This is a genomic window from Pseudomonas sp. HP_08 (assembly GCF_055284095.1).
Map to the genome: position 1 here is coordinate 104,324 of NZ_JBTOQC010000002.1, position 26,040 is coordinate 130,363.

At 62.5% G+C, this 26,040-nt stretch carries 22 protein-coding genes, 1 pseudogene and 1 riboswitch; of the genes and pseudogenes, 9 read left to right on the forward strand and 14 right to left on the reverse strand.

Annotated elements, in window-relative coordinates; translation table 11 throughout:
* Positions 1 to 158 precede the first annotated feature (158 nt).
* On the forward strand, positions 159 to 851 hold the full coding sequence (locus tag ACYAS9_RS03475; RefSeq protein ID WP_463566920.1) for a glycine-rich domain-containing protein: 693 nt from the start codon (positions 159 to 161) through the stop codon (positions 849 to 851).
* Positions 852 to 861: 10 nt separating this feature from the next.
* Here the strand turns inward: ACYAS9_RS03475 and ACYAS9_RS03480 are convergent, their stop codons facing one another.
* The 6 genes from ACYAS9_RS03480 to pncA form a co-directional block, all read right to left on the reverse strand.
* Positions 862 to 2,070 (reverse strand): MFS transporter, encoded by a 1,209-nt coding sequence (locus ACYAS9_RS03480; RefSeq protein ID WP_463566921.1) that lies wholly within the window; start codon positions 2,068 to 2,070, stop codon positions 862 to 864.
* 130 nt (positions 2,071 to 2,200) lie between these two features.
* Positions 2,201 to 3,586: a sensor histidine kinase gene (locus tag ACYAS9_RS03485; protein WP_463566922.1), complete on the reverse strand. Its 1,386-nt coding sequence runs from the start codon at positions 3,584 to 3,586 to the stop codon at positions 2,201 to 2,203.
* A complete protein-coding gene (locus tag ACYAS9_RS03490; RefSeq protein ID WP_463566923.1) occupies positions 3,564 to 4,247 on the reverse strand; it encodes a response regulator transcription factor in 684 nt (227 codons plus the stop codon). Before ACYAS9_RS03490 ends, ACYAS9_RS03485 begins: the two co-directional genes overlap by 23 nt.
* Before the next feature lie 190 nt (positions 4,248 to 4,437).
* Complete coding sequence (locus ACYAS9_RS03495; protein ID WP_463566924.1) at positions 4,438 to 5,283, reverse strand: alpha/beta hydrolase; 846 nt, start codon at positions 5,281 to 5,283, stop codon at positions 4,438 to 4,440.
* Between the two features lie 76 nt (positions 5,284 to 5,359).
* Complete coding sequence (locus tag ACYAS9_RS03500; RefSeq protein WP_463566925.1) at positions 5,360 to 6,256, reverse strand: formate/nitrite transporter family protein; 897 nt, start codon at positions 6,254 to 6,256, stop codon at positions 5,360 to 5,362.
* A gap of 115 nt (positions 6,257 to 6,371) precedes the next feature.
* Complete coding sequence (gene pncA / locus ACYAS9_RS03505) at positions 6,372 to 7,013, reverse strand: bifunctional nicotinamidase/pyrazinamidase (RefSeq protein ID WP_463566926.1); 642 nt, start codon at positions 7,011 to 7,013, stop codon at positions 6,372 to 6,374.
* A gap of 200 nt (positions 7,014 to 7,213) precedes the next feature.
* Between pncA and ACYAS9_RS03510 the strand changes: the two genes are divergently transcribed.
* Positions 7,214 to 9,343: a TonB-dependent siderophore receptor gene (locus ACYAS9_RS03510; RefSeq protein WP_463566927.1), complete on the forward strand. Its 2,130-nt coding sequence runs from the start codon at positions 7,214 to 7,216 to the stop codon at positions 9,341 to 9,343.
* 3 nt (positions 9,344 to 9,346) lie between these two features.
* Here ACYAS9_RS03510 and ACYAS9_RS03515 read toward each other — a convergent pair whose 3' ends face one another.
* Both ACYAS9_RS03515 and ACYAS9_RS03520 read right to left on the reverse strand, forming a co-directional pair.
* Positions 9,347 to 10,303, reverse strand: a complete 957-nt coding sequence (locus ACYAS9_RS03515; protein ID WP_463566928.1) for a D-2-hydroxyacid dehydrogenase family protein — start codon at positions 10,301 to 10,303, stop codon at positions 9,347 to 9,349.
* Between the two features lie 14 nt (positions 10,304 to 10,317).
* Complete coding sequence (locus ACYAS9_RS03520; RefSeq protein WP_463566929.1) at positions 10,318 to 10,971, reverse strand: DUF1345 domain-containing protein; 654 nt, start codon at positions 10,969 to 10,971, stop codon at positions 10,318 to 10,320.
* 115 nt (positions 10,972 to 11,086) lie between these two features.
* Between ACYAS9_RS03520 and ACYAS9_RS03525 the strand changes: the two genes are divergently transcribed.
* Positions 11,087 to 12,391, forward strand: coding sequence for a CitMHS family transporter (locus ACYAS9_RS03525; protein ID WP_463566930.1), 1,305 nt, complete (start codon positions 11,087 to 11,089; stop codon positions 12,389 to 12,391).
* Between the two features lie 5 nt (positions 12,392 to 12,396).
* Here the strand turns inward: ACYAS9_RS03525 and ACYAS9_RS03530 are convergent, their stop codons facing one another.
* Complete coding sequence (locus tag ACYAS9_RS03530; RefSeq protein ID WP_463566931.1) at positions 12,397 to 13,248, reverse strand: urea carboxylase-associated family protein; 852 nt, start codon at positions 13,246 to 13,248, stop codon at positions 12,397 to 12,399.
* Between the two features lie 129 nt (positions 13,249 to 13,377).
* A riboswitch (TPP riboswitch) is annotated at positions 13,378 to 13,483 on the forward strand.
* 44 nt (positions 13,484 to 13,527) lie between these two features.
* Between ACYAS9_RS03530 and ACYAS9_RS03535 the strand changes: the two genes are divergently transcribed.
* Positions 13,528 to 14,175: a TenA family protein gene (locus tag ACYAS9_RS03535; protein ID WP_463566932.1), complete on the forward strand. Its 648-nt coding sequence runs from the start codon at positions 13,528 to 13,530 to the stop codon at positions 14,173 to 14,175.
* Positions 14,176 to 14,178: 3 nt separating this feature from the next.
* A complete protein-coding gene (gene tenA, locus ACYAS9_RS03540; protein ID WP_463566933.1) occupies positions 14,179 to 14,838 on the forward strand; it encodes a thiaminase II in 660 nt (219 codons plus the stop codon).
* Positions 14,839 to 15,237: 399 nt separating this feature from the next.
* On the opposite strand, the gene ACYAS9_RS03545 is transcribed toward tenA, so the two are convergent.
* The 4 genes from ACYAS9_RS03545 to ACYAS9_RS03560 all read right to left on the reverse strand — a co-directional run bounded on the left by ACYAS9_RS03545 (position 15,238) and on the right by ACYAS9_RS03560 (position 20,374).
* Complete coding sequence (locus ACYAS9_RS03545) at positions 15,238 to 15,780, reverse strand: hypothetical protein (RefSeq protein WP_463566934.1); 543 nt, start codon at positions 15,778 to 15,780, stop codon at positions 15,238 to 15,240.
* A 22-nt stretch (positions 15,781 to 15,802) separates the two neighbouring features.
* Positions 15,803 to 17,479, reverse strand: a complete 1,677-nt coding sequence (locus ACYAS9_RS03550; RefSeq protein ID WP_463566935.1) for a hypothetical protein — start codon at positions 17,477 to 17,479, stop codon at positions 15,803 to 15,805.
* A gap of 135 nt (positions 17,480 to 17,614) precedes the next feature.
* Positions 17,615 to 18,967: a glucarate dehydratase gene (gene gudD, locus ACYAS9_RS03555; protein WP_463566936.1), complete on the reverse strand. Its 1,353-nt coding sequence runs from the start codon at positions 18,965 to 18,967 to the stop codon at positions 17,615 to 17,617.
* A 60-nt stretch (positions 18,968 to 19,027) separates the two neighbouring features.
* Positions 19,028 to 20,374, reverse strand: coding sequence for an MFS transporter (locus ACYAS9_RS03560; RefSeq protein WP_463566937.1), 1,347 nt, complete (start codon positions 20,372 to 20,374; stop codon positions 19,028 to 19,030).
* A gap of 415 nt (positions 20,375 to 20,789) precedes the next feature.
* On the opposite strand from ACYAS9_RS03560, the gene ACYAS9_RS03565 reads away from it, so the two are divergent.
* Positions 20,790 to 21,503 carry a FadR/GntR family transcriptional regulator gene (locus ACYAS9_RS03565; protein ID WP_463566938.1) on the forward strand — a complete coding sequence of 238 codons (714 nt, stop codon included), beginning with the start codon at positions 20,790 to 20,792 and terminating at the stop codon, positions 21,501 to 21,503.
* Here the strand turns inward: ACYAS9_RS03565 and ACYAS9_RS03570 are convergent, their stop codons facing one another.
* A complete protein-coding gene (locus tag ACYAS9_RS03570) occupies positions 21,504 to 22,649 on the reverse strand; it encodes an alpha/beta hydrolase (RefSeq protein WP_463567030.1) in 1,146 nt (381 codons plus the stop codon).
* Between the two features lie 138 nt (positions 22,650 to 22,787).
* Between ACYAS9_RS03570 and ACYAS9_RS03575 the strand changes: the two genes are divergently transcribed.
* The 3 genes and pseudogenes from ACYAS9_RS03575 to ACYAS9_RS03585 form a co-directional block, all read left to right on the forward strand.
* On the forward strand, positions 22,788 to 23,909 hold the full coding sequence (locus ACYAS9_RS03575; RefSeq protein ID WP_463566939.1) for a sugar diacid recognition domain-containing protein: 1,122 nt from the start codon (positions 22,788 to 22,790) through the stop codon (positions 23,907 to 23,909).
* 91 nt (positions 23,910 to 24,000) lie between these two features.
* Entirely contained in the window at positions 24,001 to 25,143 is a 1,143-nt protein-coding gene (locus ACYAS9_RS03580; RefSeq protein ID WP_463566940.1) for a glycerate kinase, read from the forward strand.
* A 119-nt stretch (positions 25,144 to 25,262) separates the two neighbouring features.
* A pseudogene (locus tag ACYAS9_RS03585) lies at positions 25,263 to 26,033 on the forward strand (MCP four helix bundle domain-containing protein); the annotation flags it as partial.
* Between the last annotated feature and the right edge of the window lie 7 nt (positions 26,034 to 26,040).

Here is a 26,040-nt window from a genome sequence, read left to right on the forward strand (position 1 = left end):
GGTCGACAGTCATCGTACAACCTCGGTATCAGGTGCGCAACTGCCACTCAGTGTTAAGCTGCGGCCGTCATCTGCTCTGGAGTATGGATATGATCTATGTGTGGCTGGTTGTTGCGGCGGTCATGGCGGTATATGGATTAATCAGGCTGAACCGCTCCATGAGGCGAGCCAGAGGCTTGCGCCGCGAACAGGTGATTCGCCATTACGTTTTGCCCGCCGGACTGTTCGAAACCCTGCGCCATCGGCATCCGCACCTGACCATCAAGGATTGCCAACTGGTCGCTCAGGGTCTGCGCCAATTCTTCCTCGCCTATCACCATAGCGGCTATCGCTATATCTCGATGCCTTCACAGGTGGTAGACGACCTGTGGCACGAATTCATCCTGCACACCCGCTCGTACGAAGAGTTCTGCAAACAGGCATTCGGGCACTTCCTCCATCACACGCCCGCCGCTGCGCTGGGTATAGAGGCAGGCAAGCAAAGCAACGCCGGCCTGCGCCGCACCTGGTGGCATGCCTGCCGCGATGAAAACCTCAACCCGCGCTCGGCGCTGCGTCTGCCGTTGTTGTTTGCCCTGGACGCAAAACTGCTGATCGCCAGTGGCTTTTTATACGTGCTCGACTGCCAGGGCATGCGCCGCGCCAGCAGCGACACCAGCAACAACGGCGTGGTGATTTATTGCGGCGGTGACCTGGTCGGCTCGTTTGGCGACAGTGGTTCCGGCACCGGTTCGGGCGATTCCGGTTGTGGTGGCGGCCACGATAGCGACTCCGGCTCAGACAGTGGTGGCAGCAGTGACAGCAGCGGCTGTGGTGGTGGCGGATGCGGCGGTGGTGGCGGCGGCGATTGACCGCCGCGCATCAGGCGGCTGTAGTGCCAGCCTGCCGCGTACGCCGTGAATTGCGGATAAACGCCAGCAACGCCAATGCCGGCAAGACCGTGCCGGCAATCATGATCCAGCCCCAGCCGCCGTGATTGAACAACACGCTGGCCATCGCCGAACCCGCCGCGCCGCCAATGAAAATGCTGGTCATGTACAGCGCATTCAGGCGGCTGCGGCTGTTGGCGTCCAGGGCGTAGACCGCCCGCTGGCCCAGCACCATGTTCACCTGCACGCAAAAGTCCAGCACGATGCCGGTGACCGCCAGGCCGATGACACTGGCGCCAAGTGAACTCAGTGCCGGCAAGAAGCACAGCGCGGCCAGCAGCAAGACCGCAAGACTGGTCTGGCGGGTGTAACCGGCGTCGGCCAGCCGCCCGCTGATCGGCGCAGCCACCGCGCCGATGGCGCCGGCCAGGGCAAACAGGGCGATCTGGCTTTGCGACAGGCCATGATTGCGTGCCAGTTCCAGCGGCACGGCGGTCCAGAACAGGCTGAAGGTGGCGAACATGCAGGCCTGATAAAACGCCCGCTGGCGCAGCACCGGTTGATCACGCAACAAGTGCCACAAGGATGCCAGCAATTGTGGATACGTCGCGCTGTGCTGCGGCTTGCGTTGCGGCATGGTGGTCGCCAGCACGATGCAGATGCCGATCATCACCAGCGCGGCCATGGCAAACACGGCCCGCCAGCCAAAGTGATCGGCCACCAGGCTGGCAAGCGGCCGGGCCAGCAGAATGCCCAGCAGCAAGCCGCCCATGATCCCGCCGACGACACGGCCGCGCGATTCTTCCGGCGCCAGGTGCGCGGCCAGTGGAATCAGGATCTGCACCGACACCGAACTGAAACCCACCAGCAGCGACAGCAGCAGAAACAGGTTCGGTTGTTCGACCAGGGCCGCGCCGGCCAGGCTCAGCACCGCCAGCAGCGCGGTGGCAATCATCAGCCGGCGGTTTTCCAGCAGGTCACCCAGCGGCACCAGAAAAAACAGGCCCACGGCATAGCCGATCTGGGTCAACGACACGATCAGCCCGGCCAGGGTCGGCGACAACCCGAGGTCCGGCGCGATCAGGGCAATGATCGGTTGGGCATAGTAGATATTGGCGACAATGGCGCCGCAGCAGAATGCGAACAGCAGCACCAGGCCGCGGGTCATGGGAGTGGCGGTAGATGTGGAAGACAGGCTCATGATCGGGCAAAGGCTCTGGGGCGCATAAAGCAGGATGGGAAGCAGGCTAACGGTATTTATCGCCGGCCAGAAGGGTCGGCGAGTTGATACTGGATATTTCTGACAATGATGCAGGCTGCCCGTGCAGCCATCACACCAGCGGCGTACCCGGCCCGCACACCAGGATCAGATTCGCCCCACCGTACTCGCTGCTCTCGATCCGCAACCCGAACCCATGCAGTTCGACAATCGCCGCCACCAGCGATAGCCCCAGGCCAAAGCCTTGCTCGTTGTCCTGTTCGCTGCGGTGAAAGCGCTGGAACACCACTTGCCGTTCAGCCTCAGGAATACCGGGCCCGGAATCCTGCACCTCGATGCGTGGCGTGCCTTGCCAGGCGTTGGCGCTCAAGGCGACTGTGCCGCCGGCCGGGGTGAATTTGATGGCGTTGTCCAGCAGGTTGGTCAATGCCTCGAACAGCAGCGCCCGATCACCGACCACCACCGGCAACGGCTCGTCCAGGTTCAGCAGCAGGGTGATGTCGTCTTCTTCGGCCAGCGGCAGGTAGAAGTCATGCACCTCGCGCAGCAGCGCGCCAAGGTCGAGTGCCACAAAGGCTGAGCGGCGGCGCTGGTCCTGCAATTCCGAAATGCGCAGCAGGCCGCGAAAGCGCGCCATCAGTGAGTCGGCTTCGGCGATGACCTGGCTGATTTCCGGGCTGTGTGGCGAATCCGGCGCTTCTTGCTGAATACGGTACAGCCGCGCACGCAGGCGCGTCAGCGGGGTGCGCAGGTCATGGGCGATGTTGTCGCACACGCCCTTGACCTCGTTCATCAGCCGTTCGATCTGCCCCAGCATGTTGTTGACGATCAGCGCCAGCATGTCGACTTCGTCGCGACGGGCCGAGACCGGCAGGCGCTTGCTCATGTCGCCGCTGACAATCGCCTCGGCGCTGGCCTGCAGTGCATGAATACGCCGCAAGGGCCGGCGTCGCAGCAAGTACCAGCCGGCCACGCCGGGCAGTATCGTCAGCGACAGCCCCCACAGCAGGGCATGCAGAATCAGGGTCGACACCGCAAACAGCGAGCCGTTGTCGCGCACCAGAATCAGCCAGTTACCGGCGCGGGTGCGGGTCGCCACCGCGGCACAGCTGCTGCGCGGCAGGCTCGGGTCGGTGGAGGCGATGCAGCTGCCGAGTTCGTGAATCTGTCCGTCCAGCGGCAGGTTGGCCGGAATCTGCCGGATCGGCCCGAACAGCGGACGCAGGCGTGCATCGAACAGGCCGAAGGCGTCCACGGCAGGTTTGTCGAAGGCCATGCTGGCCACCAGCGCTTCGACCAGATCCTGGCCTTCGAAGCGGGCGAACAATTGCTGGCGCTGGATCAGCGAGTGGCGCGCCATCTGGTCCAGGTAGCCTTTGACTTCCCAGTACAACACGCCGAGCAGAATGCTGCTCCAGGCCACGAACAGCGTGCTGTACAGCGCCAGCAGGCGGCTGCTGGACGAGCGCCAGCCTTTAGGCAGATTCGCTAATGACATACCCGGTCCCGCGCACAGTACGAATCAGCGGCGTACTGCCGGGGGCGTCGATTTTCTTGCGCAGACGACCGATATGCACATCGATCAGGTTAGTGCCCGGGTCGAAGTGATAGCCCCAGACTTCCTGGAAAATCATCATGCGGGTCACGACCTGGCCGTGGTTGCGCATCAGAAATTCCAGCAGTTTGTACTCGGTCGGCAACAGGCTCAGCGCCCGATCGCCGCGCCTGGCTTCGCGGCTGAGCAGGTCCAGCTCCAGGTCGGCGACCTGCAACTGGCTCTTTTGCTCGCTGGCCGGGTTGTTGCGGCGCAGCAGCACCTCGACCCGCGCGGCCATCTCGTCGGAGGCGAACGGTTTGGACAGGTAGTCATCGCCGCCGGCGCGCAGGCCGCGCACGCGCTCGTCGACATCCGACAGGGCGCTGATCATCAGGATCGGCGTGCTGATGCCCTGGGCGCGCAGGCGGGTCACGATGGTCAGGCCATCGACCTGCGGCAACATGCGGTCCAGGGTGATCAGGTCGTAATCGCCGCTGACGGCCTTGGCCAGCCCGTCCTGGCCGTTGTCGACCCAGTCGACATCCAGCCCGTGGCTGCTGAGTTCAGCAACGATTTCTTTTGCGGTCACAGCGTCGTCTTCGATTGCCAGGATTCGGGTCATGCTGTACGCCTGAAAGATTCGGACAAAGCCGTATCTTGCCTGTCACAACCTGAAAATTTCCTGAAAGACACCTCTAAAAATTACCTGCGTTGCCATCGCTGCGTTAAAAACAGGCGCTGACTGCCTCGCCTACGTTTTTAGAGGCGCTTTGAAGAAAGCGTGATGCTGGCCTTATGGCCGCATGCAGGCGTTAAAAGCGTCGGGTGCTGATCAACTCATCCAGCACCTGCGTGGTCACGCGAAACGGCACCGAGGAGTGATCCTCGCCGGCTTCGAGCTGAAAATCGCTGCGCAGCCCGTATTGCGACAGATCCTCAAGCCGCCGTTGCAGCGAGCGGGTGTCCTGAATGGCCTGGGGCATTTCACGGTCGCCGATCAACAGCTTCAGGCTGCTGTGGGTCAGGTCCAGTTTTCCGGCGTGGGCTTGCTGGGTAAACGCCCGCTCGTGGACCAACAGGTAGCGATCGCTCCACCACAGGCTCGGGCTGATGGCGACGATGTGCTGGAACAGGGTCGGGCGGGTGAACAAGGTGTAGACCCCGAGCATGCCGCCGAACGAGTGGCCCACCAGGCTGCGTTGATCCTGATCGACCTTGAAGCGCTCGTTCACTTTGGGCATCAGGCGTTGTTCGATGAAATTGAGGAACTCATCCTGACCACCTTGCGGCGGGGTGTTGCGCGACGCAGGCGCCGGCGGCGACAGGTCGTAGGCGCGACGGACAAAGTCCAGTGGCGTGTCGCTCGGGTAGCCGATGCCGACCACAATCGAGCCCTTGAGACGCTTCTGCGCACGCTTGGCGGCATGAAAGGCCGGAAAGTAGGCATTGGCGTCGAGCAGATAGATCACCGGATAACCGCCGGTAAACGGCACATCGCCTTCCGGCAGGCTGATCATGATCCGGTAGTCGCGGCCCTCGGCGCTGGTCATCGTCCATTGCTCGGTGCCGGCCAGGCTCACCGGCTCCGCGTGCGCTGCTGCTGTCAGGCCTGCCAGCAGCAGCGCCGCGAATACATTCAGCATTTTCGATAACGACATGGCACACCTTGGGCGTCAGGCAGAAAAGCCCGCAACACTAATGGCGAACCGTGGCGTTATCAACCTGGGTGGCGCTTTATTCCTGGCGGCTGCGGCGCACCTCTTCGAGCAACTTGCGCTTGTCGCGCTCGCGCTTGGCGGTCACGTCGTTCTCGCTGCGGATCTGCGCATGGCTGAGCAGGCCGAAGATAAAACTGCCGCCGATGATATTGCCGGCCAGCGTGGGGCCTGCAAACACCAGCCAGAAGTCGGACCAGCTCGCTTCGCCGGCGAACACCAGGTACGACACTTCTGCCGAGCCGACCACGATATGGGTGAAGTCGCCCAGCGCCATCAGGTAGGTGATCATCACGATGATCGCGATCTTGGCGTTTTCCATCGAGGCGATCATCCACACCATGGTAGCGATCATCCAGCCGGAGACGATGCCCTTGGCGAACATCTTGCCCACATCGTTTTCCATGACCTTGCGGCCGATTTCCAGAAAGGCCGTGTCGGTCTGGGTGTCGAAAATCGGCAGGCGCAGCATCACGAAGGCGACCAGGATGGTGCCGGCCAGGTTACCGATCAGCACCACGCCCCACAGGCGCAGCAAGCGCCCGATATTGTTCAGGGTCAGCTTGCTCATGACCGGCAGCACGGCGGTCAGGGTGTTTTCGGTAAACAGTTGCTGGCGCGCCAGAATCACCGCCAGAAAGCCTGCGGCATAGCCAAAGCTGGCGATCACATGGCTGCTGTCGCTATCGCCCAGGTGCGAGCGCAACAGCCCCATGGCCATCAGCGACAGGCCCATGGTCAGGCCGGCGGCCAGCGCCGACCACCACAAGGCGGCCACCGTGCGCTCCAGTTCATGGTCGCCCTGGATACGAATGGTTTCGTGCAGCACCGCCGCACGTGGCGGCAGCTTTTCATCGATCTCGCGTTCTTCTTCGGCTGACAGGCCGGGGGTCTTGCCGTCTGCTTGTTCGTCCATTACCACTTCCTGCACGCGAGAAATTAACGGGGGGAGCATCTGCCTATCAGGTCAGACAGTGCCCATCAGCTCAGACAGATGCCCCTTCGCGTCGTTCGCCCGTGTGCGAGTGATATCAGCCGATCAGGTCCTGGCTTTGCAGACGTTGTACGCCCAGCTCGCCCATGACTTTCCAGGCGCTGGCCAGCGAGCCATTGAGGTCGATGGCGCGGCAGGCGTCCTCCACCACATAGGTGTTGAAACCGGCCTTGAAGGCATCCTGCGCCGACCACGACACGCAGAAGTCCAGTGCCAGGCCGACCACGTACAGCGTGTCGATGCCGTGCTCGCGCAAATAGCCGGTCAGGCCGGTGGGCGTGGTGCGGTCGGCCTCCAGAAACGCCGAGTAACTGTCGATGTCCGGGTTGCAGCCCTTGCGCACGATCAGTTGCGCGTGTGGCAAGTCGAGGTCGGCATGCAGTTGCGAGCCATGGCTGCCCTGCACGCAATGCACCGGCCACAGGGTTTGCGGGCCATACGGCAAAGTAATGGTCTGGAACGGCTCATGGCCCGGGTGGCTGGGGGCGAACGAGATGTGCCCGGCCGGGTGCCAGTCCTGAGTGATGATCACGCGGGAAAACTGCTGGCCGAGGCGGTTGATCAGCGGCACCAGCGCATCGCCGTCAGTGACCGCCAGCGCGCCGCCGGGCATGAAGTCGTACTGCATGTCGATGACCAACAGGGCGCAGCGGCGGTCGCTGGGTGAGGGACTGGGCATCGTTGGGCTCCGGTTGTGGGTAAGAAAGAAGGAAAGTGTGCCTGTTAATCCCATTGATTGAGAAGAAGTGCACAGATTCGCATTTAGTAATACGTATCAATAACAAATACATCTCTGTAACATTTGTCACAAAAAACGATCAGGGCCGGACACGGCTCGATTCTCTCTAAAAAGAAAAGACATCAGGAGCACGCTTGTCGATGCGTCGTATTGTTGTTTCATTCTGTGCGTTACAGGCACTTGCTACACCTGCCTTGGCTGACCAGACTCAGGTTATCCAGTCCTCTATCGAATTGCAGGCCACCGACGTCAATGCGGTGACCGACACCGAGCGCGCCACTGGCCCCGTGCAGGGCTACAAGGCGACCCGCTCGGCCAGCGCCACGCGCACCGATACCGCGATTCATGAAACCCCGCAGTCGATCAGCGTCGTCACCCGCGAAGCGGTCGAAGACCTGGGCGCCACGCGCTTGCAGGACGCGCTGGACTACGCCGGTGGCGTGGGCCGCGCCAATAACTTCGGTGGCCAGGGCCTGACCACCATCACCGTACGCGGCTTCACCACCGGCGAGTTCTACCGCAACGGCTTCCCGATCAACCGTGGCTACCCGAACATGCCCGACGCCAACACCATCGAGCGCCTGGAAGTGTTGCGTGGCCCGGCCGCGACCTTGTATGGCCGTGGCGATCCCGGCGGCACCTTCAATGTGGTGTCCAAGCAGCCGTCGAACGAGCGCTCGGTCACCCTGGGCAGCCAGCTCAACGACCAGGGCATGTACCGCGGCACGCTGGACGCCACCGGTCCACTCGATGAAGAAGGCCGGGTGTCGTACCGCCTGAACGTGCTGGGCGAGGGCGGCGAGACCTTCCGCGACCACGTCGAGACCGAACGCTATGCCGTGACCCCGGTGCTCAGCTGGCAGGTCAACGACGCCACGCGCATCACCTTCGAAGGTGACTTCATGCGCAACAACCACCCGCTGGACCGTGGCCTGACCCGCTACCCGGCGCAGACCGGCACCGCCTCGCGCGATACGTTCTGGGGCGAGAAAGACGCCGGCAAGTTGCACAACGACAACAACATGGCGCAGTTGCGTTTCGAACATGACCTCAACGACAGCTGGACCCTGGGCGGTGGCGTGCAGGTGCTTGACGGCAGCCTGCAAGGCAATGCCATCGAAGCCAACAGCCTGGGCGCCGACGGCCGCACCCTGAGCCGTAACTTCAACTGGCGCAAGCTGGAGTGGACCGACCGCGACGTGCAACTGAACCTGACCGGGCGCTTCACTGCCGGCGGCCTGGAGCATCTGTTGCTGACCGGTATCGAGTACGAAGACTATGACTACAAGTCGATCATCATGCGCTCCAGCGGTGCTGCCGGGACCTATGCCATCGATATCTATGATCCGGTGTATGGGCAGGCTCGCCCGGCGCTGACCCGCACGCCCACTCATGACAAGGAAAACCTCAAGACCTGGGCGGCCTTCGTGCAGGATCAGGTCAGCCTGACCGAGCGTCTCAAATTGCTGGTCGGGGCGCGCTTCGAGCGTTTCGAGCATGACTACGAGTCGTATGTCACTGGCGTGAGGCCGTGGGAAAAAAGCGAGAACGCAGTCACTCCGCGTCTGGGCCTGACCTATGACCTGACCGAAGACCTGGCGCTGTACGCCAGCGCCTCGCGCTCGTTCAAGCCCAATACCGGCGCGGCTCGCCTCGGTGGCGGCTTCGATCCGGAAGAAGGCAAGGCCTACGAGCTGGGCGCCAAATGGCAAGTGCTGGACAAACAACTGAGCGTGGAAGCCGCGGTCTACCAGATCGACAAGAAAAACGTACTGACCACCGACCCGCTGGATTCGACCTTCAGCATCGCGGCCGGCGAAGTGCGCAGCCGAGGTTTCGACCTCAACGTGGTGGGCAATATCACCCCGGCCTGGAAAGTCATTGGCGGCTACGCCTATGTCGATGCGCAAGTGACCAAGGACAACACCCTGCGCAATGGCACCCGACTGGTGAACATTCCCAAACAGAGCGTCAGCCTGCTGAGCCTGTACGAGATTCAGGACGGCCCGCTGCGCGGCCTGGGCCTGGGCGGCGGCGCCCGCTATGTCGACGAGCGCGCCGGCCAGACCGCCAATACCCCGAACTTCAGCATGGACAGCTACACCGTGGTCGACCTGCTCTCGTACTACAAGGTCAACGACAACGTGCGCCTGAACCTGGACGTGAAAAACGTCTTCGATGAAGACTATGAAGAAGGCGCCTTCGGCAACATCTACGCCTACCCCGGCGCCCCGCGCACGGTCCAGGTGGGGATTTCGTACAGGCTCTGAGCGTCAGGCAAATACCCTGATCGGCGCGCCCGCGTGCCAGGCCTGGATATCCTCGATCATCTGGCCGAAAAACGTGCGGTAATTGTGCTCGGTCACATACCCGACATGGGGTGTGGCCAGCACGTTGTCCAGCGTGCGAAACGGGTGCTCGGCCGGCAGCGGCTCCTGATCGAACACATCCAGCGCCGCACCGGCAATCCGCCGTTGGCGCAGGGTGTCGATCAACGCCGCTTCATCGATGATCGGCCCGCGTGAGGTGTTGATCAGGTAGGCGCCCGGTTTCATCCAGCCCAGCGCCTGGGCATCCACCAGCCCGCGACTGCGGTCGCTGAGCACCAGGTGCACTGACAACACGTCGGCCTGCTCGAACAGTGCTTGCTTGCTGACGCGGGTTACGCCCACCTCGCTGGCGGCCTCTTCGGTGAGGTTCTCGCTCCAGGCAATCACCCGCATGCCAAAGGCCTGGCCGTAGCGGGCAATCCACTTGCCGATGCTGCCCAGCCCCAACAACCCCAGGGTTTTGCCATGCAGGTCACTGCCCAGGCCGACCTGCCAGCCACCGGCACGCAATGAATTGGCCTCGCTGACCAGATTGCGGGTAATGCCCATGATCAGCGCCCAGGTCAGCTCGGGTGCGGCATGCTTGTAACTGTCGGTGCCGCAGACCTCGATGCCCAGCGCCCGTGCGGCCTTCACGTCGAGGGCCGCATTGCGCATGCCGCCGGTGACCAGCAGTTTCAGGTTCGGCAGGCGCTCCAGCAGCGCCCGGTCGAACAAGGTGCGCTCGCGCATCACGCAGATCACCTGATAAGCACTCAAGCGCTCGGCGAGGGTTTCAGTGTCGGCGGGGTAGTCGTGCAGAAAACTCACCTGGCCAATCGATTCAAGCACCGACCAGTCCACCACCTCACTGGCCACGTTCTGCCAGTCGTCGAGCACCGCAATGTTCAGCAGGGTCATCTATTGAGTCTCCGTCAGTTAAACAATCCGGCCGCCAGATTGATGGTCAGGCCCAGAATCGCCGTATTGAAGATGAAGCCGATCAGGCTTTGCGCCAACACCACTTTGCGCATGTCGCGGGTCATGACACCGACATCGGAGGTCTGCACCGCCACGCTCAGGGTGAAAGAGAAGTACAGAAAGTCCCAGTAGTCGGGGTGTTTTTCGCCATCGGGAAAATTCAGCGCAGGTTTTGCGCCGGTCGAGGTGTAGAACAGCCGGGCGTAATGCAGGCTGAAGATCACCCCGGTCACCAGCCAGGAACCGACGATGGTCAGGCCGGTAAAGCTGTGTTTCAGCACCTGATGGTCACCGTGCAGGGCCTTGCTGCTGGCCAGTTCGACGATGATCGCCGCCAGGCTCGCCAGTGCTGCGACGCACACCGTCAGCAGCACCACGCCGGCGTGCTCGTCCTCGACCATCGCAATGCGTTTGACATCCGCCGCGCTGCTCTTGAAGGTGCGGCCAAGGATCAACGCCAGAAACAGCCACACCGTGACATTCCAGCCAATCAGGCAGTTCTGGATCAGGCTCGACGAGGGCACCAGCCAGGCGGTGCCGATGCCGGCCAGCAGGCCGAGCACGGTCGAGCAGGTCAGGCGAGGGTGAGTGCGGGCGATGTGCGGCATGGCAGGTGGTCACCGAAACATAAGTGGACACACATTAGCAGGTCGCACTGGTAGCATGCCGCCTCGCGCATTGGCCGTGCGGCGATAACAACAAGAAACAACAAGAGAAAACCCCATGCTTGCACTACTTGGTCTGACCATGGTCGTGGTGTTTACCTGCCTGATCATGAGCAAACGCCTCTCGCCCATCGTCGCCCTGACCGTGGTGCCCATGGTCTTTGCCGTGATAGGCGGCTTTGCGCCAGGCCTTGGCCAGATGATGCTCGACGGCCTGAAACTGGTCGCGCCATCCGCCGCCTTGCTGCTGTTCGCCATTCTGTTTTTCGGCTTGATGATCGATGCCGGTCTGTTCGACCCGCTGATCCGCAGGATCCTCAGGCACGTCAAGGGCGACCCGGTCAGGATCGCCGTCGGCACCGCATTGCTGTCGCTGCTGGCGGCACTGGACGGCGACGGCACCACCACCTACATGATCACCTGCGCGGCGATGCTGCCGCTGTACACGCGCATCGGCATGAACCCGATGATCCTTGCCACGGTGTCGATGCTGTCGCTGAGCATCATGAGCGGCCTGAGCCCTTGGGGCGGCCCGGCCACCCGCGTGATTACCGCCCTGGGCCTGGACGCCAGCGAGTACTTCATCCCGCTGTTGCCGACCGTGATCGGCGGCGCGGCCTGGGTAGTGTTCAGCGCATTTTTGCTGGGCCGCGCCGAGCGCAAGCGCATCGGCATTATCAGCCTGCAATCGGGTGGCGGCAGTTGCTACATCGAGGCGATTCTGGGAAACACCCCGCACAAGCGCCCGCAGCTGGCGTACGTCAACCTGCTGCTGGTCGTGGTGGTGATGGTCGCGCTGGTGATGGGCGTGATGCACGCCGCCATCCTGTTCATGATCGGCTTTGTCGCTGCGCTGATGATCAACTACCCGCAACTGGACGTGCAAAAACAACGCATTCTGGCGCATTCGGGCAATGCCATGACCGTGGTGCTGCTGGTGTTCGCCGCCGGGGTCTTCGCCGGGATTTTCTCCGGCACCAAAATGGTCGATGCGCTGGCGCAAACCCTGGTCGACTGGATTCCACCGTCCTGGGGGCACTGGTTTCCGCTGGTGGTGGCGATCACCAGCATGCCGTTGACCTTTGTGCTGTCCAACGATGCCTATTACTTCGGTGTGGTGCCGATCCTGGCCAATGCCGCTGCGGCCTACGGCATCACGCCGCTTGAAATCGCCCGCGCCTCGGTGCTCGGCCAGCCGGTGCATTTGATGAGCCCGCTGGTGGCCTCGACCCTGCTGCTGGTGAGCATGGTGGGGCGCGACATCGGCGATTTCCAGAAGGCCACGGTCAAGTGGGCGGTGCTGACCTCGCTGGTCCTCACCGCGCTGGCGCTGTTGACCGGGGCGCTGTCCTTTTTCGTCTGAAAAATTTATTTCTCCCACGGCGCCTTGGGAATCAGCAGGCCGTGGTTGCCGTTATAGGCGGCCCGCGCCGGGGATTGCCAGCCTTCGAGCCGCTCAGGCGGCAGGCTGTAGATTTCCACACCCAAGGGCCGGCAGACCGTCAGCGGGTCTTCGGCGTCCGGGCCCCACATCGGCAACGACAGGTCGCCGCCGGGGCAGGTCGACAGTGCGCAGAGCAGGTCGATCTCGGCGAAGAACTCCAGGTAGTCACCCTGCCTGGCCGGGCAGGCTTTCATGAAGTACAGGTCGTCGTGGTTCAGGCCGGTGCACTGGAAGATATTCAGCACATCGTGCACATCGAACTCGGTCAGGCCATGCGGCAGCACGGCGCGGGTCAGGTTGGAGTGGCAATGGTGATGGAAGTCCTCGCCGGTGAGCATGCGGTTCACATACGGGTCGCAGCGCGTGCCCAGCAGGTCGTGCAAACGCCCGCCGTGTTCGTCGATGCCGTAGTCGGCCAGGCTGTCGTCGGTGATGGTGACCATCGGCCGCAGAAACGGCAGGTTCGACCATAGCCGGTCATGGGTGCTGACATGCGCGCCCTGCAACTGCCGGGTGCGCGCCGCCCACATGCGCTCGCGCGGGTCGTTGGCGTTCCACACGTTGAAGTCGCCGACCTGCGGGCCGACCGGCGTGGTCACCCGGAACACATGCCCGGCCGGCACTTTCCAGGCGCGCCCGGTGCGGATCGGCACCTCGAATTGCTCCACCAGTGTGCGGCCTTCCTTGTGATCGCGAATGCGCTCATAAAAGGCCGTGTCGACCTGCAGGGCGCTGCCTTTGCTGACTTGATAGGCCGCAGGGTAATCCTTGTACATGGTGAGTCCTCAGGTTCTGGATCGATGAGGTAGTAAGGCAAAGGTCGGGCCATGTCGCCGGTTGGCACGCCACTAAAACCGTACGCTCAGGCTTACAAGATGACAATCACTCTCAATGTCTGTATAGATGCCAGCACCAAGGGGAGCCCGTATGCGGGCTGAGAAATCGCTGTAGCGATGACCCTTCGAACCTGATCCGGATAATGCCGGCGAAGGGATGGGATTTCGAACCTGCCTTTTTGCCGGTCTCCTGTTTTCATCTACAGAGAGCCTAGCGCCATGAGCGAACGTTTTACCGAAACCCTGCGCCGTCAGAGCGAGCCTGCCTGGTCGGCCGCCGTCGAGCACCGCTTTGTCCATGAACTGTTTGCCGGCAGCGTCGACGAGCGGGTCATGGGCCGTTACCTGATTCAGGATCACCGCTTTCTCGACAGCTTCCTGACCTTGCTCGGCGCGGCGATTGCCACGGCCGACAGCTTTGAAGCGCGGCTGCGGCTGGGGCGTTTTGCCGGGATGATTTCAGGCGAGGAAAACACCTACTTCCTGCGCTCGTTCGACGCGCTGGGCATTACCGAACAGCAACGTCTGGAGGCGCCGGATGCGGCCGCCACCGCAGGTTTCAAGGCGATCATGCGCGAGGCGGCGGCCACCCGTTCGTATGCCGCGGCGCTGGCGGTGCTCAGTGTTGCCGAATGGCTGTACCTGGACTGGGCGAGCCGTGCGCCGCAGCCGTTGCCGGCCAGCTTCGTGCATGCCGAATGGATCACCCTGCACGACAACCCGTTCTTCCGCGATTTCATCGATTTTCTGCGCTCCGAACTGGATCGCGTGGGACCGGCCGAAGAGGCCGTAAGCCGCGATTTCTTCTTGCGCGCCGTGCAGCTTGAGCGCGAGTTTTTCGATACCGCCTACGACATCGAGGCCTGAGACATGGATATTTTCGACCGCCTGACGAACGCCACCGCTGTCGACTGGAAGCGTTATGTCGAGCACGACTTCGTCCAGCAACTGGGCGCCGGCACCTTGCCGCACGCGGCGTTTCGCGAGTACCTGATTCAGGATTATCTGTTTCTGATCCAGTTCGCCCGCGCCTGGGCACTGGCGGCCTATAAAAGCCGCACCCTGGACGATATTCGTGCCGCCCAGGCGGGGCTGGCGGCCATTCTCAACGAGACCGAACTGCACGTGCGGCTCTGTGCCCGCTGGGGCATCGAACGCGAAGCCATGGACGCCGCGCCCGAGCATCAGGCCACCGTGGCCTACACCCGCTATGTGCTGGACTGCGGCGCCGCCGGTGACCTGCTTGAACTGCATGCGGCGCTGGCGCCCTGCGTGATCGGCTATGCCGTCATCGGCCGCGCCCTGGCGCCGAATGGCGTCGAAGCGCTGGCCGATCATCCGTACCGCGACTGGATCGCCGAATACGCCAGCGAAGGCTATCAACAGGTCGCCGCCGACGCCCGCCGGCACTTGGACGACCTGGCCGCCCGCAGCATGACCGAACGGCGCTTCGACGAACTGGCCGGCGTATTCGGCAAGGCTTCGCGGCTGGAGGCCGATTTCTGGCAGATGGGACTGGACGCGGTATAACGCCGAACACAACCTTGCAGGAGATCACCCGCTGCGCTGCCGCACAGCAAATATCGGACCGTAGGAGCGAGCGTAGAGCTCGCGAATGCGAAGGTGCAGTCACCACAAATGTGCTGACTTCACTGGCCCTTTCGCGAGCTGCGCTCACTCCTACGTAATTTGTGTCGTGCTTAGTATCAAGGCCAGCCCAAACTCCGTGGAAATGTGTTGATTTCACTGGACCTTTCGCGAGCTGGCGCTCGCTCCTACGCAATTTGTGTCGTACTCCGTATTAAGGCCTGCCCAAACTCCGTAGGAGCGAGCGCCAGCTCGCGAATGCGAAGGTGCAGTCACCGTAAATGTGTTGATTTCACTGGCCCTTTCGCGAGCTGCGCTCGCTCCTACGCCATTTGTGTCGTACTACTGCCAGGCAATCTCTACATTCCATGGATAGCCGCGAACGCCGTAGCGACGTACGTCCGCGTCATCCAGATTGGCCTGGTCGCAGAACGACAGCCATTGGCTGCTGGCGGTGTCATCAAGGCCCGCCAGCCACTCTCTGATTTGTTCATCCAGCGCCGCGGTGTCGCCATACAGCATCCACAGTTCAACCAGATCGATCTGCACCGCGGACCCGCTCAGGCAGGCTACAAGTTCATCCCATTCGGCAACGGCGGGCGCATGCTCAGGCCCCAGCGCCTCATGCAGTCGTTGCCTGCGCGAAGCGTAGGTGGCCCGGGCTTTTTCGAGCGGCGCAAAGCAGGTCAGCACCTGTTCGCTGATCGCTTCACCTTCTTCGTTCTCACAAGGTACGGCGACGTTGACCAGGTCATCGGCATCGAACAAGGCCAGCCATAAAATCGGCAGTTGATAGCTGGCGGCCAACAGGCAGGCCTCTTGCAGCTCAGCCCCGATGACGGGCCCGGCCTGATTATGGTTCATGAAAAAAACGCGATTGGCCATCTGCAACTCCTTGGGTTGGCACTCAAGCGACAATGTTCGATTCGACCCGCAATGCCAGCAACGTGTCGTGCTTGCCATGCAGCGTGAGGTCGAACAACCAGCGGCCATCCACGGCCGACGGCGCATTCTGTTCCAGCCATTGGTCAAGGCCATCGATGATGGCCTTGACGGTAATGCCCGGCTCATAGGCCGCCGGTACCCTCATGAGCACCGGCAGACGAGTCTCTGGCAAGTCCTCTGTCGGGCAGGCGTATTGCGCCTTGATGCTCAGCAGGTTGCCCATCTGATTGTCTTTGAACAACTGCGCCAACACCGCCGTCAGCGGATTCTCATCGGCACGTGAGCTCCACGCGCCGATGGGCAGGTACGTCTCGACATGCAGCGACGGCTCCAGCGCTGTGGCAAAGCGTGCGGTGGGCGTGCGGTAAATGAACGCCTCATGGGTCTGCGCCTCTGGCGCGTCGAGCAGTTGCGCATTACGCACCATATTCATTGCAAGCCGTGCTTGCTGGTAACGGATGATTGGCAGGTCGTGGAAAGTCAGTTGCAAGGTCATGCCGGACAGTGCCGCAACAGACTCGGCCGACGGGTCTGCAAAGCGGTACAGGCGCGTATCGGCCACGGGTGTTTCGGCAGTGAGCGGGCTCAGGGTGCCGTCCGCATTGACCACGCTGATCGCCGGCCAGTCGAGGGGTTCGGCAGCCGGCAGGCGTTCCAGGATCAAGGCGCCATGCACCGCTTGCTGTTGCCATTGCTGTGGGTCGAAGCGGATACGGAAGCGGTGCGCTTCAGAGGGCGTACTGTTTGCGGTGGCAGTATGTTCGTTGCGCGCCATCGGCTCGGATGCCGCCCAGCTTTGCGCGATGCGTTCGAACAGGTACGCGGCGGTCGACAGGGCGGTGAGTCGTTGCGGATTTTGCGGTTCTTCAACGATCTGCCACAGCGTGTCCTGTACCTCGATGTATTGGGCCAGTGCGTTGAGCCGTTCGCCGAGGCCGTTTTCTGCGGCCGGCTGCGCGTCGTTGCAGGCGCTTTCATTGAAAGCGATGTGCAGCGACAACTGATCCTGCGCCGCACTGGTGTGTTGCACGGTCACCTGATAATCCCAATACAAAGCCTCTTCGACCGAGAGCGGTTCAGCCCTTTTGCCCATGGCCTGAGCCAGTGGCAGCGGTGGGGCAGGGTAAGCCCGCAATGGCAGAATCGCACGCCCCTTGCCATGCACCTCGACGCTGCGTTGCAGGCCGACAGGCGAGGCCTCCACGAATGCCCAGCCGCTGTCCAGCGTATGCCTTGCCGCTGACGTGCGCCCGATGATCGCCGTGGTGTCATAGCCCTTTAGCAACTGCTGCGCCAACTGCTGGCGCAGCATCTCGCGCGGTACGTCAGGTGTCGCTGCCGGCGTAGCCGACTGATCGACCAGAATCGGCGCCAGACGATTGACCAGTGCCTCGATCAGCGACTGCCTGACCTGCTGGAAGCGGCCGGCTTGCCGGCTTTCAAGCTGTGCCAGCCTGTCGAGGTCGGCCAAGGCATGGCGCAGCCAGACGTCAGGGTCGACCTGCGCAAAGTCCTTGGGCGTGGGTGTTTGCAACAAGCCCGTGAGCGGGTCGAGCAATTGCACATCGGGGTTGTGAAAACTCTGCAGGCGTGTGGTCAGCGGGCGTATGGCAAAGCACTGGGCGGCGGTACTGCTCATGGGCGTAGCTCCTCGGGCGAAAGGGCCGCCCCGGCGAGATGGAGTACGCATCATCCAGCAAAAAAAACGGCGCGCAAGGGGGTTGCGCGCCGTGTGCCAGCAATGTGGCCAGGGTTTACGAATTCAAATGTTCAATCAACGCACCAGGCAAGGCTGCTTGTTGTTGAACGTCCAGTCCGGAATCAGAAACTGCATGGCGGCGGCGTCGTCGCGGGCGCCCAGGCCCATGCCTTTGTACAGTTCGTGGGCCTTGTGCACCTGGTCCATGTCCAGCTCGACGCCCAGGCCCGGTTTTTTCGGCACATGCACCTTGCCGTCGACGATCGGGAACGGTTCTTTGGTCAGGCGCTGGCCGTCCTGCCAGATCCAGTGGGTGTCCAGTGCGGTGATCTCGCCCGGTGCGGCGGCGCCGACATGGGTGAACATCGCCAGCGAGATGTCGAAGTGGTTGTTGGAATGCGAGCCCCAGGTCAGGCCCCACTCGTTGCACATCTGCGCCACGCGCACCGAACCCTGCATGGTCCAGAAGTGCGGGTCGGCCAGCGGGATGTCCACCGATTGCAGCTGAATCGTGTGGCCCATCTGCCGCCAGTCGGTGGCGATCATGTTGGTGGCGGTGCGCAGGCCGGTGGCGCGGCGGAACTCGGCCATCACTTCGCGGCCCGAATAGCCGTTTTCAGCGCCGCACGGGTCCTCGGCGTAGGCCAGCACATGGTGCTGGTCACGGCACAGGCGAATGGCTTCTTTCAGCGACCAGGCGCCGTTGGGGTCCAGCGTGATGCGGGCATCGGGGAAGCGTTCGGCCAGCGCAGTAACGGCTTCGATCTCTTCGTCGCCGCGCAATACGCCGCCCTTGAGCTTGAAGTCCTTGAAGCCATAGCGGCTGTGCGTCGCCTCGGCCAGGCGCACGATGGCCTCGGGGGTCAGAGCCTTTTCGTGGCGGATGCGGAACCACTCGTTGTCGGCGTCCAGTTCGCGGCGGTAGGGCAGGTTGGTCTGGTCCTGGTCGCCGACATAGAACAGATAACCGAGCATTTCCACGGCATCGCGTTGCTGGCCTTCACCAAGCAGCGCCGCCACCGGCACTTCCAGGTGCTGGCCGAGCAGGTCGAGCAGCGCCGCTTCCAGCGCGGTCACGGCATGGATGGCGATGCGCAGGTCGAAGGTCTGCAGGCCGCGACCGGCCGAGTCGCGTTCGGCGAAGGCCTTGCGCGCTTCGTTGAGGATCTTCTGGTAACTGCCGATGCCGTTGCCGACCACCAGCGTGCGGGCGTCCTCCAGGGTCTGGCGGATCGCTTCGCCGCCCGGCACTTCACCGACGCCGGTGTTGCCGGCGCTGTCCTTGAGAATCAGGATATTGCGGGTGAAGTAAGGGCCATGGGCGCCGCTCAGGTTGAGCAGCATGTCATCGTGGCCGGCCACCGGAATGACCTGCAGGCTGGTGATGACAGGCGTCTTGCCGTGGGTTTGAGCGGTCTGTTGGGTCATGGTCGCGTCCTTTTTAATCAAGTCTTTCTTGTTGGGCTCAGGTGATGAGAAACAGGGCAGTCAGTGGCTGGTCGAGACCTTGATATCGGCCACCGGCGTGGCGCCAGGCTTGGGCGTGTTGCGGGCATAAAAGACAATCACGGCAGCCAGGATCGAGGTTGCGGTCAGGCCATACAGGCCGCCCTGGATGGAGCCGGTGTGTTGTTCCAGAAAACCGAACGTGGTCGGCGCCACGAAGCCGCCCAGGTTGCCCACCGAGTTGATCAGTGCGATCACCGCTGCGGCGATGCGGGCATCCAGATACGCCTGCGGAATCGGCCAGAACAGCGAGGAGGCCGACTTGAAGCCCAGTGCGGCGAAGCAGATGGCGATGAAGGCGAAGATCGGCCCGCCAGTGGTCGACATGAACATGCCGGCGGCAGCGATCAGCAGGGCCATGGCGACCCAGGCTTGCTGGCGTTTCCATTTGCCGGCCAGGCTGGCGAACACATACATGCCGACGATCGACAGCAGCCACGGAATCGAGTTGAACATGCCGACTTCGAAATCGGTCAGGTTGCCCATCTTCTTGATGATGCTCGGCAGCCAGAAGGTCGCGGCATAAATAGTCAGCTGGATCAGGAAGTAGATCAGGCAGAACAGCACGATCTGGCTGTCCTTGAGCAGTTGCACCATCGACATCTTGATCGGGCTGGCTTCTTCGCGGGCCTTCTGTTCGGCGTCGATGGCATTGACCAGCGCGTCCTGTTCGGCGCGGCTCAGCCACTTGGCGTCATGCGGCTTTGAGTCCAGCCAGAACCAGACAAAGAAGCACAGGCACACCGAGAACATGCCCTCGATGAAGTACATCCACTGCCAGCCCTTCATGCCAAAGCCGGTGATCTGCAACAGCAGGCCGGACAGCGGGCCGGAAATCAGCGAGGCGATGGCCGAGCCGCTCAGGAAGATGGCGATGGCCTTGCCGCGCTCGACGCCTGGCAGCCAGCGGGTGAAGTAGTAGATCACGCCAGGAAAGAAGCCGGCTTCGGCCACGCCCAGCAGAAAGCGCAGGATATAGAAGTGGGTTTCGTTCTGGATGAAGGCCATGCACGTGGCGACGATGCCCCAGGTGAACATGATCCGCGTCAGCCAGATCCGGGCGCCGACTTTTTGCAGCAGCATATTGGAGGGGACTTCGAACAGCGCGTAACCGATGAAGAACAGGCCGGCACCAAAGCCGTAGGCGGCCGCGCCGATGCCCAGGTCGGTTTCCATGTGCGAGCGCACAAAACCGATGTTCACCCGGTCAATGTAATTGACGATGAACATGATGACGAACAGCGGCAGTACATGGCGTTTGACTTTGGAAATGGCCGATTGCAGGACCGGATCCGCGCCACTGCTCACACCGGAATTGGATGTGCTCAATTGGGTTTTCTCCCACTCGTTGTTTTTATGCGGGTTCAAGCAGATCGTCGTCTGCTTTGTCGGTCATCATACAAGTTATTGTTTTTGTCGCAAGAGGGCGGGTGTGGGTAATCGGTGGTTTTTTACGGATGCCTACCTTTTCGCTGTGCTGTTAATTTACATATGTACCTGTATTTATTGATTTTTATAGCCTTATCCAGGCGGTTGAATAATTGCTGTTTTGTGGTGGGGGGGGGAGAGTGACGTTTTCTGCTTGTAATACAAGTCAGACAAGTTGCAGTGCCTGTCTGACAAGTTGCCGGCCCGCAGCCAGATGCTATGATCCGCCGTCTCGCCGCCTGACAAAGCCTGAGACTGTCCAGTTCGACCGCCGTGTCAGGCGTGAAAAAATACAACCTGCGTTCGGATGATTGTCATGCAAGAAACCCCCGGTGCCGCCCCCAAGCGGCGGCAACACAGCCTGGCCACCGATCTGGTCACCGAGCTGAGCCAGCGCATTCTCCTGGGCAAGATCGCGCCGGGGCACAAGCTGCCTTCCGAGAACGAAATCGTCCGCGAACACGGGGTCAGCCGCACCGTGGTGCGCGAAGCGATTTCCAAATTGCAGGCTTCCGGGCTGGTGGTCACCCATCAGGGCAAAGGCACCTTCGTGCTGGAGCGTCAGGACCAGACCGGCCTGCGCCTTAAAGTCGAAACCGCCTCACGGGTGCGCGACATCCTCGAGCTGCGCATCGGTCTGGAAACCCAGGCCGTGGCGCTGGCGGCCCTGCGTCGCACCGACGAGCACCTGGCGCTGATGCGTCAGGCGCTGGATGACTATCAGGATCTGCTGGCCAGCGGCGACAGTTGCGTCGAAGCCGACAAGCGCTTTCACATGCTGATCGCCGAAGCCACCGGCAACCCGTATTTTCTGGAAATCATGCAGCACCTGGGCAGTGCGGTGATCCCGCGCACGCGCATCGCCAACAGCGAGCGTGCCGGCAGCAACCTGGCCAAGCACGGCTACCTGGCCAACCTGGAACACGAAGCGCTGCTCAGCGCCATCCGCCGCAAGGATCCCGACGCCGCCCGTGCCGCAATGTGGACGCATTTGAGCAACAGCCGCGAACGGCTGGTGCCGCTGGAGTGATTACGGGGTTTCCATCACGCCCAGCATCACCTGCGATTGCCACTGGTAATACGGATTGAACGTCAGCCGTGCATGCACCTTGCCCGCCGCGCGGTAGCCCCAGTCCGAATACCACACCGGTTCGCCGGCCACGCAGCGGGCCATGTCTGGCGGTTCCTGGCCGTTCCAGCAAATGCGCTGGCTGCCCTGCGGGCCGTACAGCGGGTTGTCCGGTGAAAACAGCAGGCCCATATGGGAAAACTGGCTGATGTGCTGCTCGGGCAGATAATCCCCACGCACCAGCACCCGCGGGTTTGGCGTGGCCGGCGTGTTGCCGTACCAGACCAGACGGCTGGCCGGGTGGGTGAAACGTTCATTGAAGCTGCTCAGCACAAAGTCGGTGTCGAGCACCGAGTCATGCTCGGTCAGGGCGACGAACACCGGCTTGGTGTACGGCTTTTCCACCAGCCGCTTGCGCGCCAGCACGCTGCTGAGATGAAACTGGGCAAAGCCGTTGGTGGGCACATTCAGATAGCGCACCGGCGTTTGCATCGGGCGTACGCCATCATTGGGTTCGGCCAGCCAGGGCCGCGCCCAACTGATCCACGGCGTCAGCCACACATAGGTGCTGTCGGAGCGAAACGCCGGCGAAAACAGCAGCAATCCGGCGATATCTTCGTGTTCGTAGGCGTAATCGAGCACCAGATTGGCGCCGGTCGAAAACCCGCCCAGGTACACCTTCGGCACCTCGCGGGCCAGCTGCGCGGCCTGCTCGCGCACCACGTGTTGCCACTGCTCCAGCGTCACTTCAAGCATGTCCTCGGGGCGCGTGCCATGGCCGGGCAACAGCACCGTGCGCACGATATAGCCCCGATCGGCGAGGGTGCGGCCGATGTCATGAAACGACCATGGCGAATCCCCCAGGCCATGCACCAGCAGCACGCCGGCCTTGGGCGTGCCGGTCGGGCGCCATTCCTGCGGGGCGTTCCAGGCAAGCTCCGCCTCGCGGTTACCGGTCTGAAAGGCGCGGTGGTTCTGCAACAGTTGCAGGGTCTGTTGCCGGTAGCTGGAAAAACCGGCCGGCGCTTGCGTGTCATCGGCCTTCAAGGCACAGGCTTGCAGCGGCAGGAGGGCGCACAACACGGCGAGCAGGCGGTAGCGAATCACGTTCAAGACCCTGGCAATGACAAGAATGACCGGCACTGTGCCATGCACTTCGCGCCGCACCTCACTTTCAGGCACACTCCGGCCTTCATAAATTCAACAAAATGTATCGGCATGCCGATCCTGCCACTGGAGACTGCCATGTTCGCCCTTGATCGCGCCCTGGCCCAGGACATCGTCGACCGTGCCATGGCGATCCTGCCCTATAACGTCAATGTCATGGATTACCTGGGCATCATCATCGGCAGCGGCGATGCCGAGCGCCTGAGCACCCGTCATGAAGGCGCGCAGGAAGTGCTGGCGACCAGTCAGGTGGTGGAAATCGACGCTCGTGCCGCCAGCCGCCTGGGTGGGGTCAAGCCCGGGGTCAATCTGCCGCTGATGCTCGATCACCAGTTGATCGGCGTGCTGGGCATCACCGGCGACCCGGAGCAGGTGCGGGTGTATGGCGAACTGGTAAAGATGACCGCTGAAATGCTCATGGAGCAACGCCGACAGCAAGCCGACCGGCAATGGCGCCGGCAGCGCGGTGAAGAATTGCTGGCGCGGCTGTTGTGGGGCGATTGCCCTGACAGCCTGGTGGACGAGGCCCGGCATCTGGGCCTGCAACCGCAGCAGCCGCGCCAGGCGGTGCTGATTCGCCTCAGTGAAGCGCTGGACATCGGCCATCCGCTGTTCGTCCGGCTCAGCAGTCGCTACCCGCAAAGCTGGTGCATCCTGCGCGAACCGACGCTGCTGTACTGGTGCCGGGTGGTCGAGCGCGAGCGCGGCCATGATCGTAGTCATGACGATGCTCATTTGCTGGAGCAGGCCACCGCCCAAGGCTGGCCGATTCTGCGCATGGCCACTGCCGAGCCCTCGGCGAACCTGCCGACCTTGCGCCAGGCCTGCGCGGCGACACTGGACCTGCTCGATTACGCCAGCCAGATCCGCCCGGCCCAGCGTTTGCTGCACCTGCAGGACCTGCGTCTGCCCGTGCTGTTCTGGCGTCATCGTCACGACTGGCTGGCCCAGGAAATCGCCGTACCGATCCGGCAATTGCAAGAGCACCCGCAACTGCTGGAAACCCTCGACCGCTGGTTCGAACACAGCGGCGAAAGCCAGGTGTGCGCCGAGGCCTTGGGCATTCACCGCAACAGCCTGCGCTACCGTCTGGAAAAAATCGCCGAACTCACCGGCTGCGATCCGTATCACAGCGATGACTTGCTGCGTTTGTATCTGGGGAGGCAGGTCACGCCCGACCATCGCGCGTTGTGCAAATGACCGATAGCACGCGCAGGCCATTGTGCGCAGGCCCACGGTAAAGCGGCTGCCTGAATGCGAACATGCGGGTACAAGAAGAGGAGTTTCACCCATGAAAATCGTCATTGCCCCCGACTCGTTCAAGGACAGCCTCAGCGCCCAGGCCGTCGCCCAGGCCATCGCCAGCGGCCTGACCGAGGTCTGGCCGGCGGCTGAACTGCGCATCTGCCCGATGGCCGACGGTGGCGAAGGCACCATCGAGTCAGTCTTGCAGGCCTGCAATGGCCAGTTGCGCAGTGCGCACGTACAAGGGCCGTTGGGCGAGCCGGTCGAGGCCGGCTGGGGCTGGCTGGCCGAGAGCCGCACGGCAATCATCGAAATGGCCACCGCCAGCGGCTTGCAGTTGCTCACCCGCGAACAGCGCGATGCGCGGATCACCAGCACTTTCGGCACCGGCGAACTGATCGCCCAGGCGCTGGATGCTGGTGCGCAACGGGTGATTCTGGCCATTGGCGGCAGTGCGACCAACGACGGCGGCAGCGGCATGATGGCTGCGCTGGGTGTACGTTTTCTGGGACAAAACGACGAGCCGCTGGCGCCCGGCGGTCTGGCGCTGGCACAACTGGCGCGCATCGACCTGAGTGGTCTGGATGCGCGGTTGTCCGATGTGCGTTTCGAAATCGCTGCCGATGTCGACAATCCCCTGTGCGGCCCACATGGCGCGTCGCATATCTTCGGCCCGCAAAAAGGCGCATCGCCCGAGCAGGTGCTGGCGCTGGACGCCGCGCTTGAGAACCTGGCCGATCATTGCGCTGAAGTCCTGGGCCTCGACCTGCGCAGCAGCCCCGGCAGCGGCGCGGCCGGCGGCATGGGCTTTGCGGCCAAGGCGTTTCTGAATGCCACTTTCCGCCCCGGCGTCGAGGTCGTTGCCGAACTGACCGGCCTTGAACAGGCGCTGGCCGGCGCCGATCTGGTGATCACCGGCGAAGGCCGTTTCGACGCCCAGACCCTGCGCGGCAAGACCCCGCTGGGCGTGGCGCGTTTCGCCGCGCGTCAAAACGTGCCGGTCATCGTACTGGCCGGCACGCTGGGTGAAGGTTACGAGCAGCTCTACGCACACGGCATTCATGCCGCTTTCGCCCTGGCCAACGGCCCGCTGACTTTGGACGACGCCTGCCGCCATGCCGCGCCACTGTTGCACGACCGCGCCCGGGATCTGGCGCGCCTTTGGGATCTGGCGGCGCGCGGGCGCTGAATGTAACAAATGCTGGCAGCAGGCCCTAAAGATGCACCCGGCAGGGCCGATAGGGTGGAGTGAGGTTGTCCGACAACCCTCATATCGATCCAGCCACCCTATAAAAAAGAGCCGTAGCCATGAATCTACGCAATCTGACCATCGCCCGCCGTGCGGGCCTGGGCTTTACTTTGATTTCCCTGCTTGTGGCTGTGCTTGGCTGGTTTGCACTGGTGCAGATGCAGACCATTCGCGAAAGCGAGGTCGCGGTTGAAACCAACTGGGTGCCGAGCATGCGTGTGGTCAGCGACACCCGCGAGATCATGCTGCGCATCCGCACCATTTCCCTGCGCATGGCGCTGGACCCGGATCCGGCCAACGTGGCGACCTACAAAGGTCAGATGGACACCCGCCTCAAAGACCTCGACGGCAAACTCGAGATCCTCAACAAATTCATCGATACCCCCGAAGAAAAGGCGCTGGCCGAACAATTTCGCGTCACCCTGAGCGAGTATCGCAGCGGCCTGGATCGCTCTTTCGTGCTTGCCGCACAGAAGGACAATGCCGGGTTGATCAAGCTGTTGCAGGTCGACATGAAGCAGATCGTCGACGGTTCCGGCAAGCAACTGGCCGACCTGGGCGATTACTACGGCAAGAAGATCGATGCCGAAGGCAAGGCGGCCGAAGAGCAGTACATGCAATCGCGACTGGTGGTCATCATCTTCGTGATCGCCGCTGCGCTGGCGACCATAGGCCTGGCCTGGTGGCTGACCCGCAGCATCGTGCGCCCGCTGGAAAGCGCGGTGCGTGCCGCCGAGCATGTGGCCGGCGGCGACCTGACCCACGACATTCATGTCGAGGGCGAGGATGAAGTCACCCGCCTGCAACGCGCCTTGCAGCAGATGCAGAATAATTTGC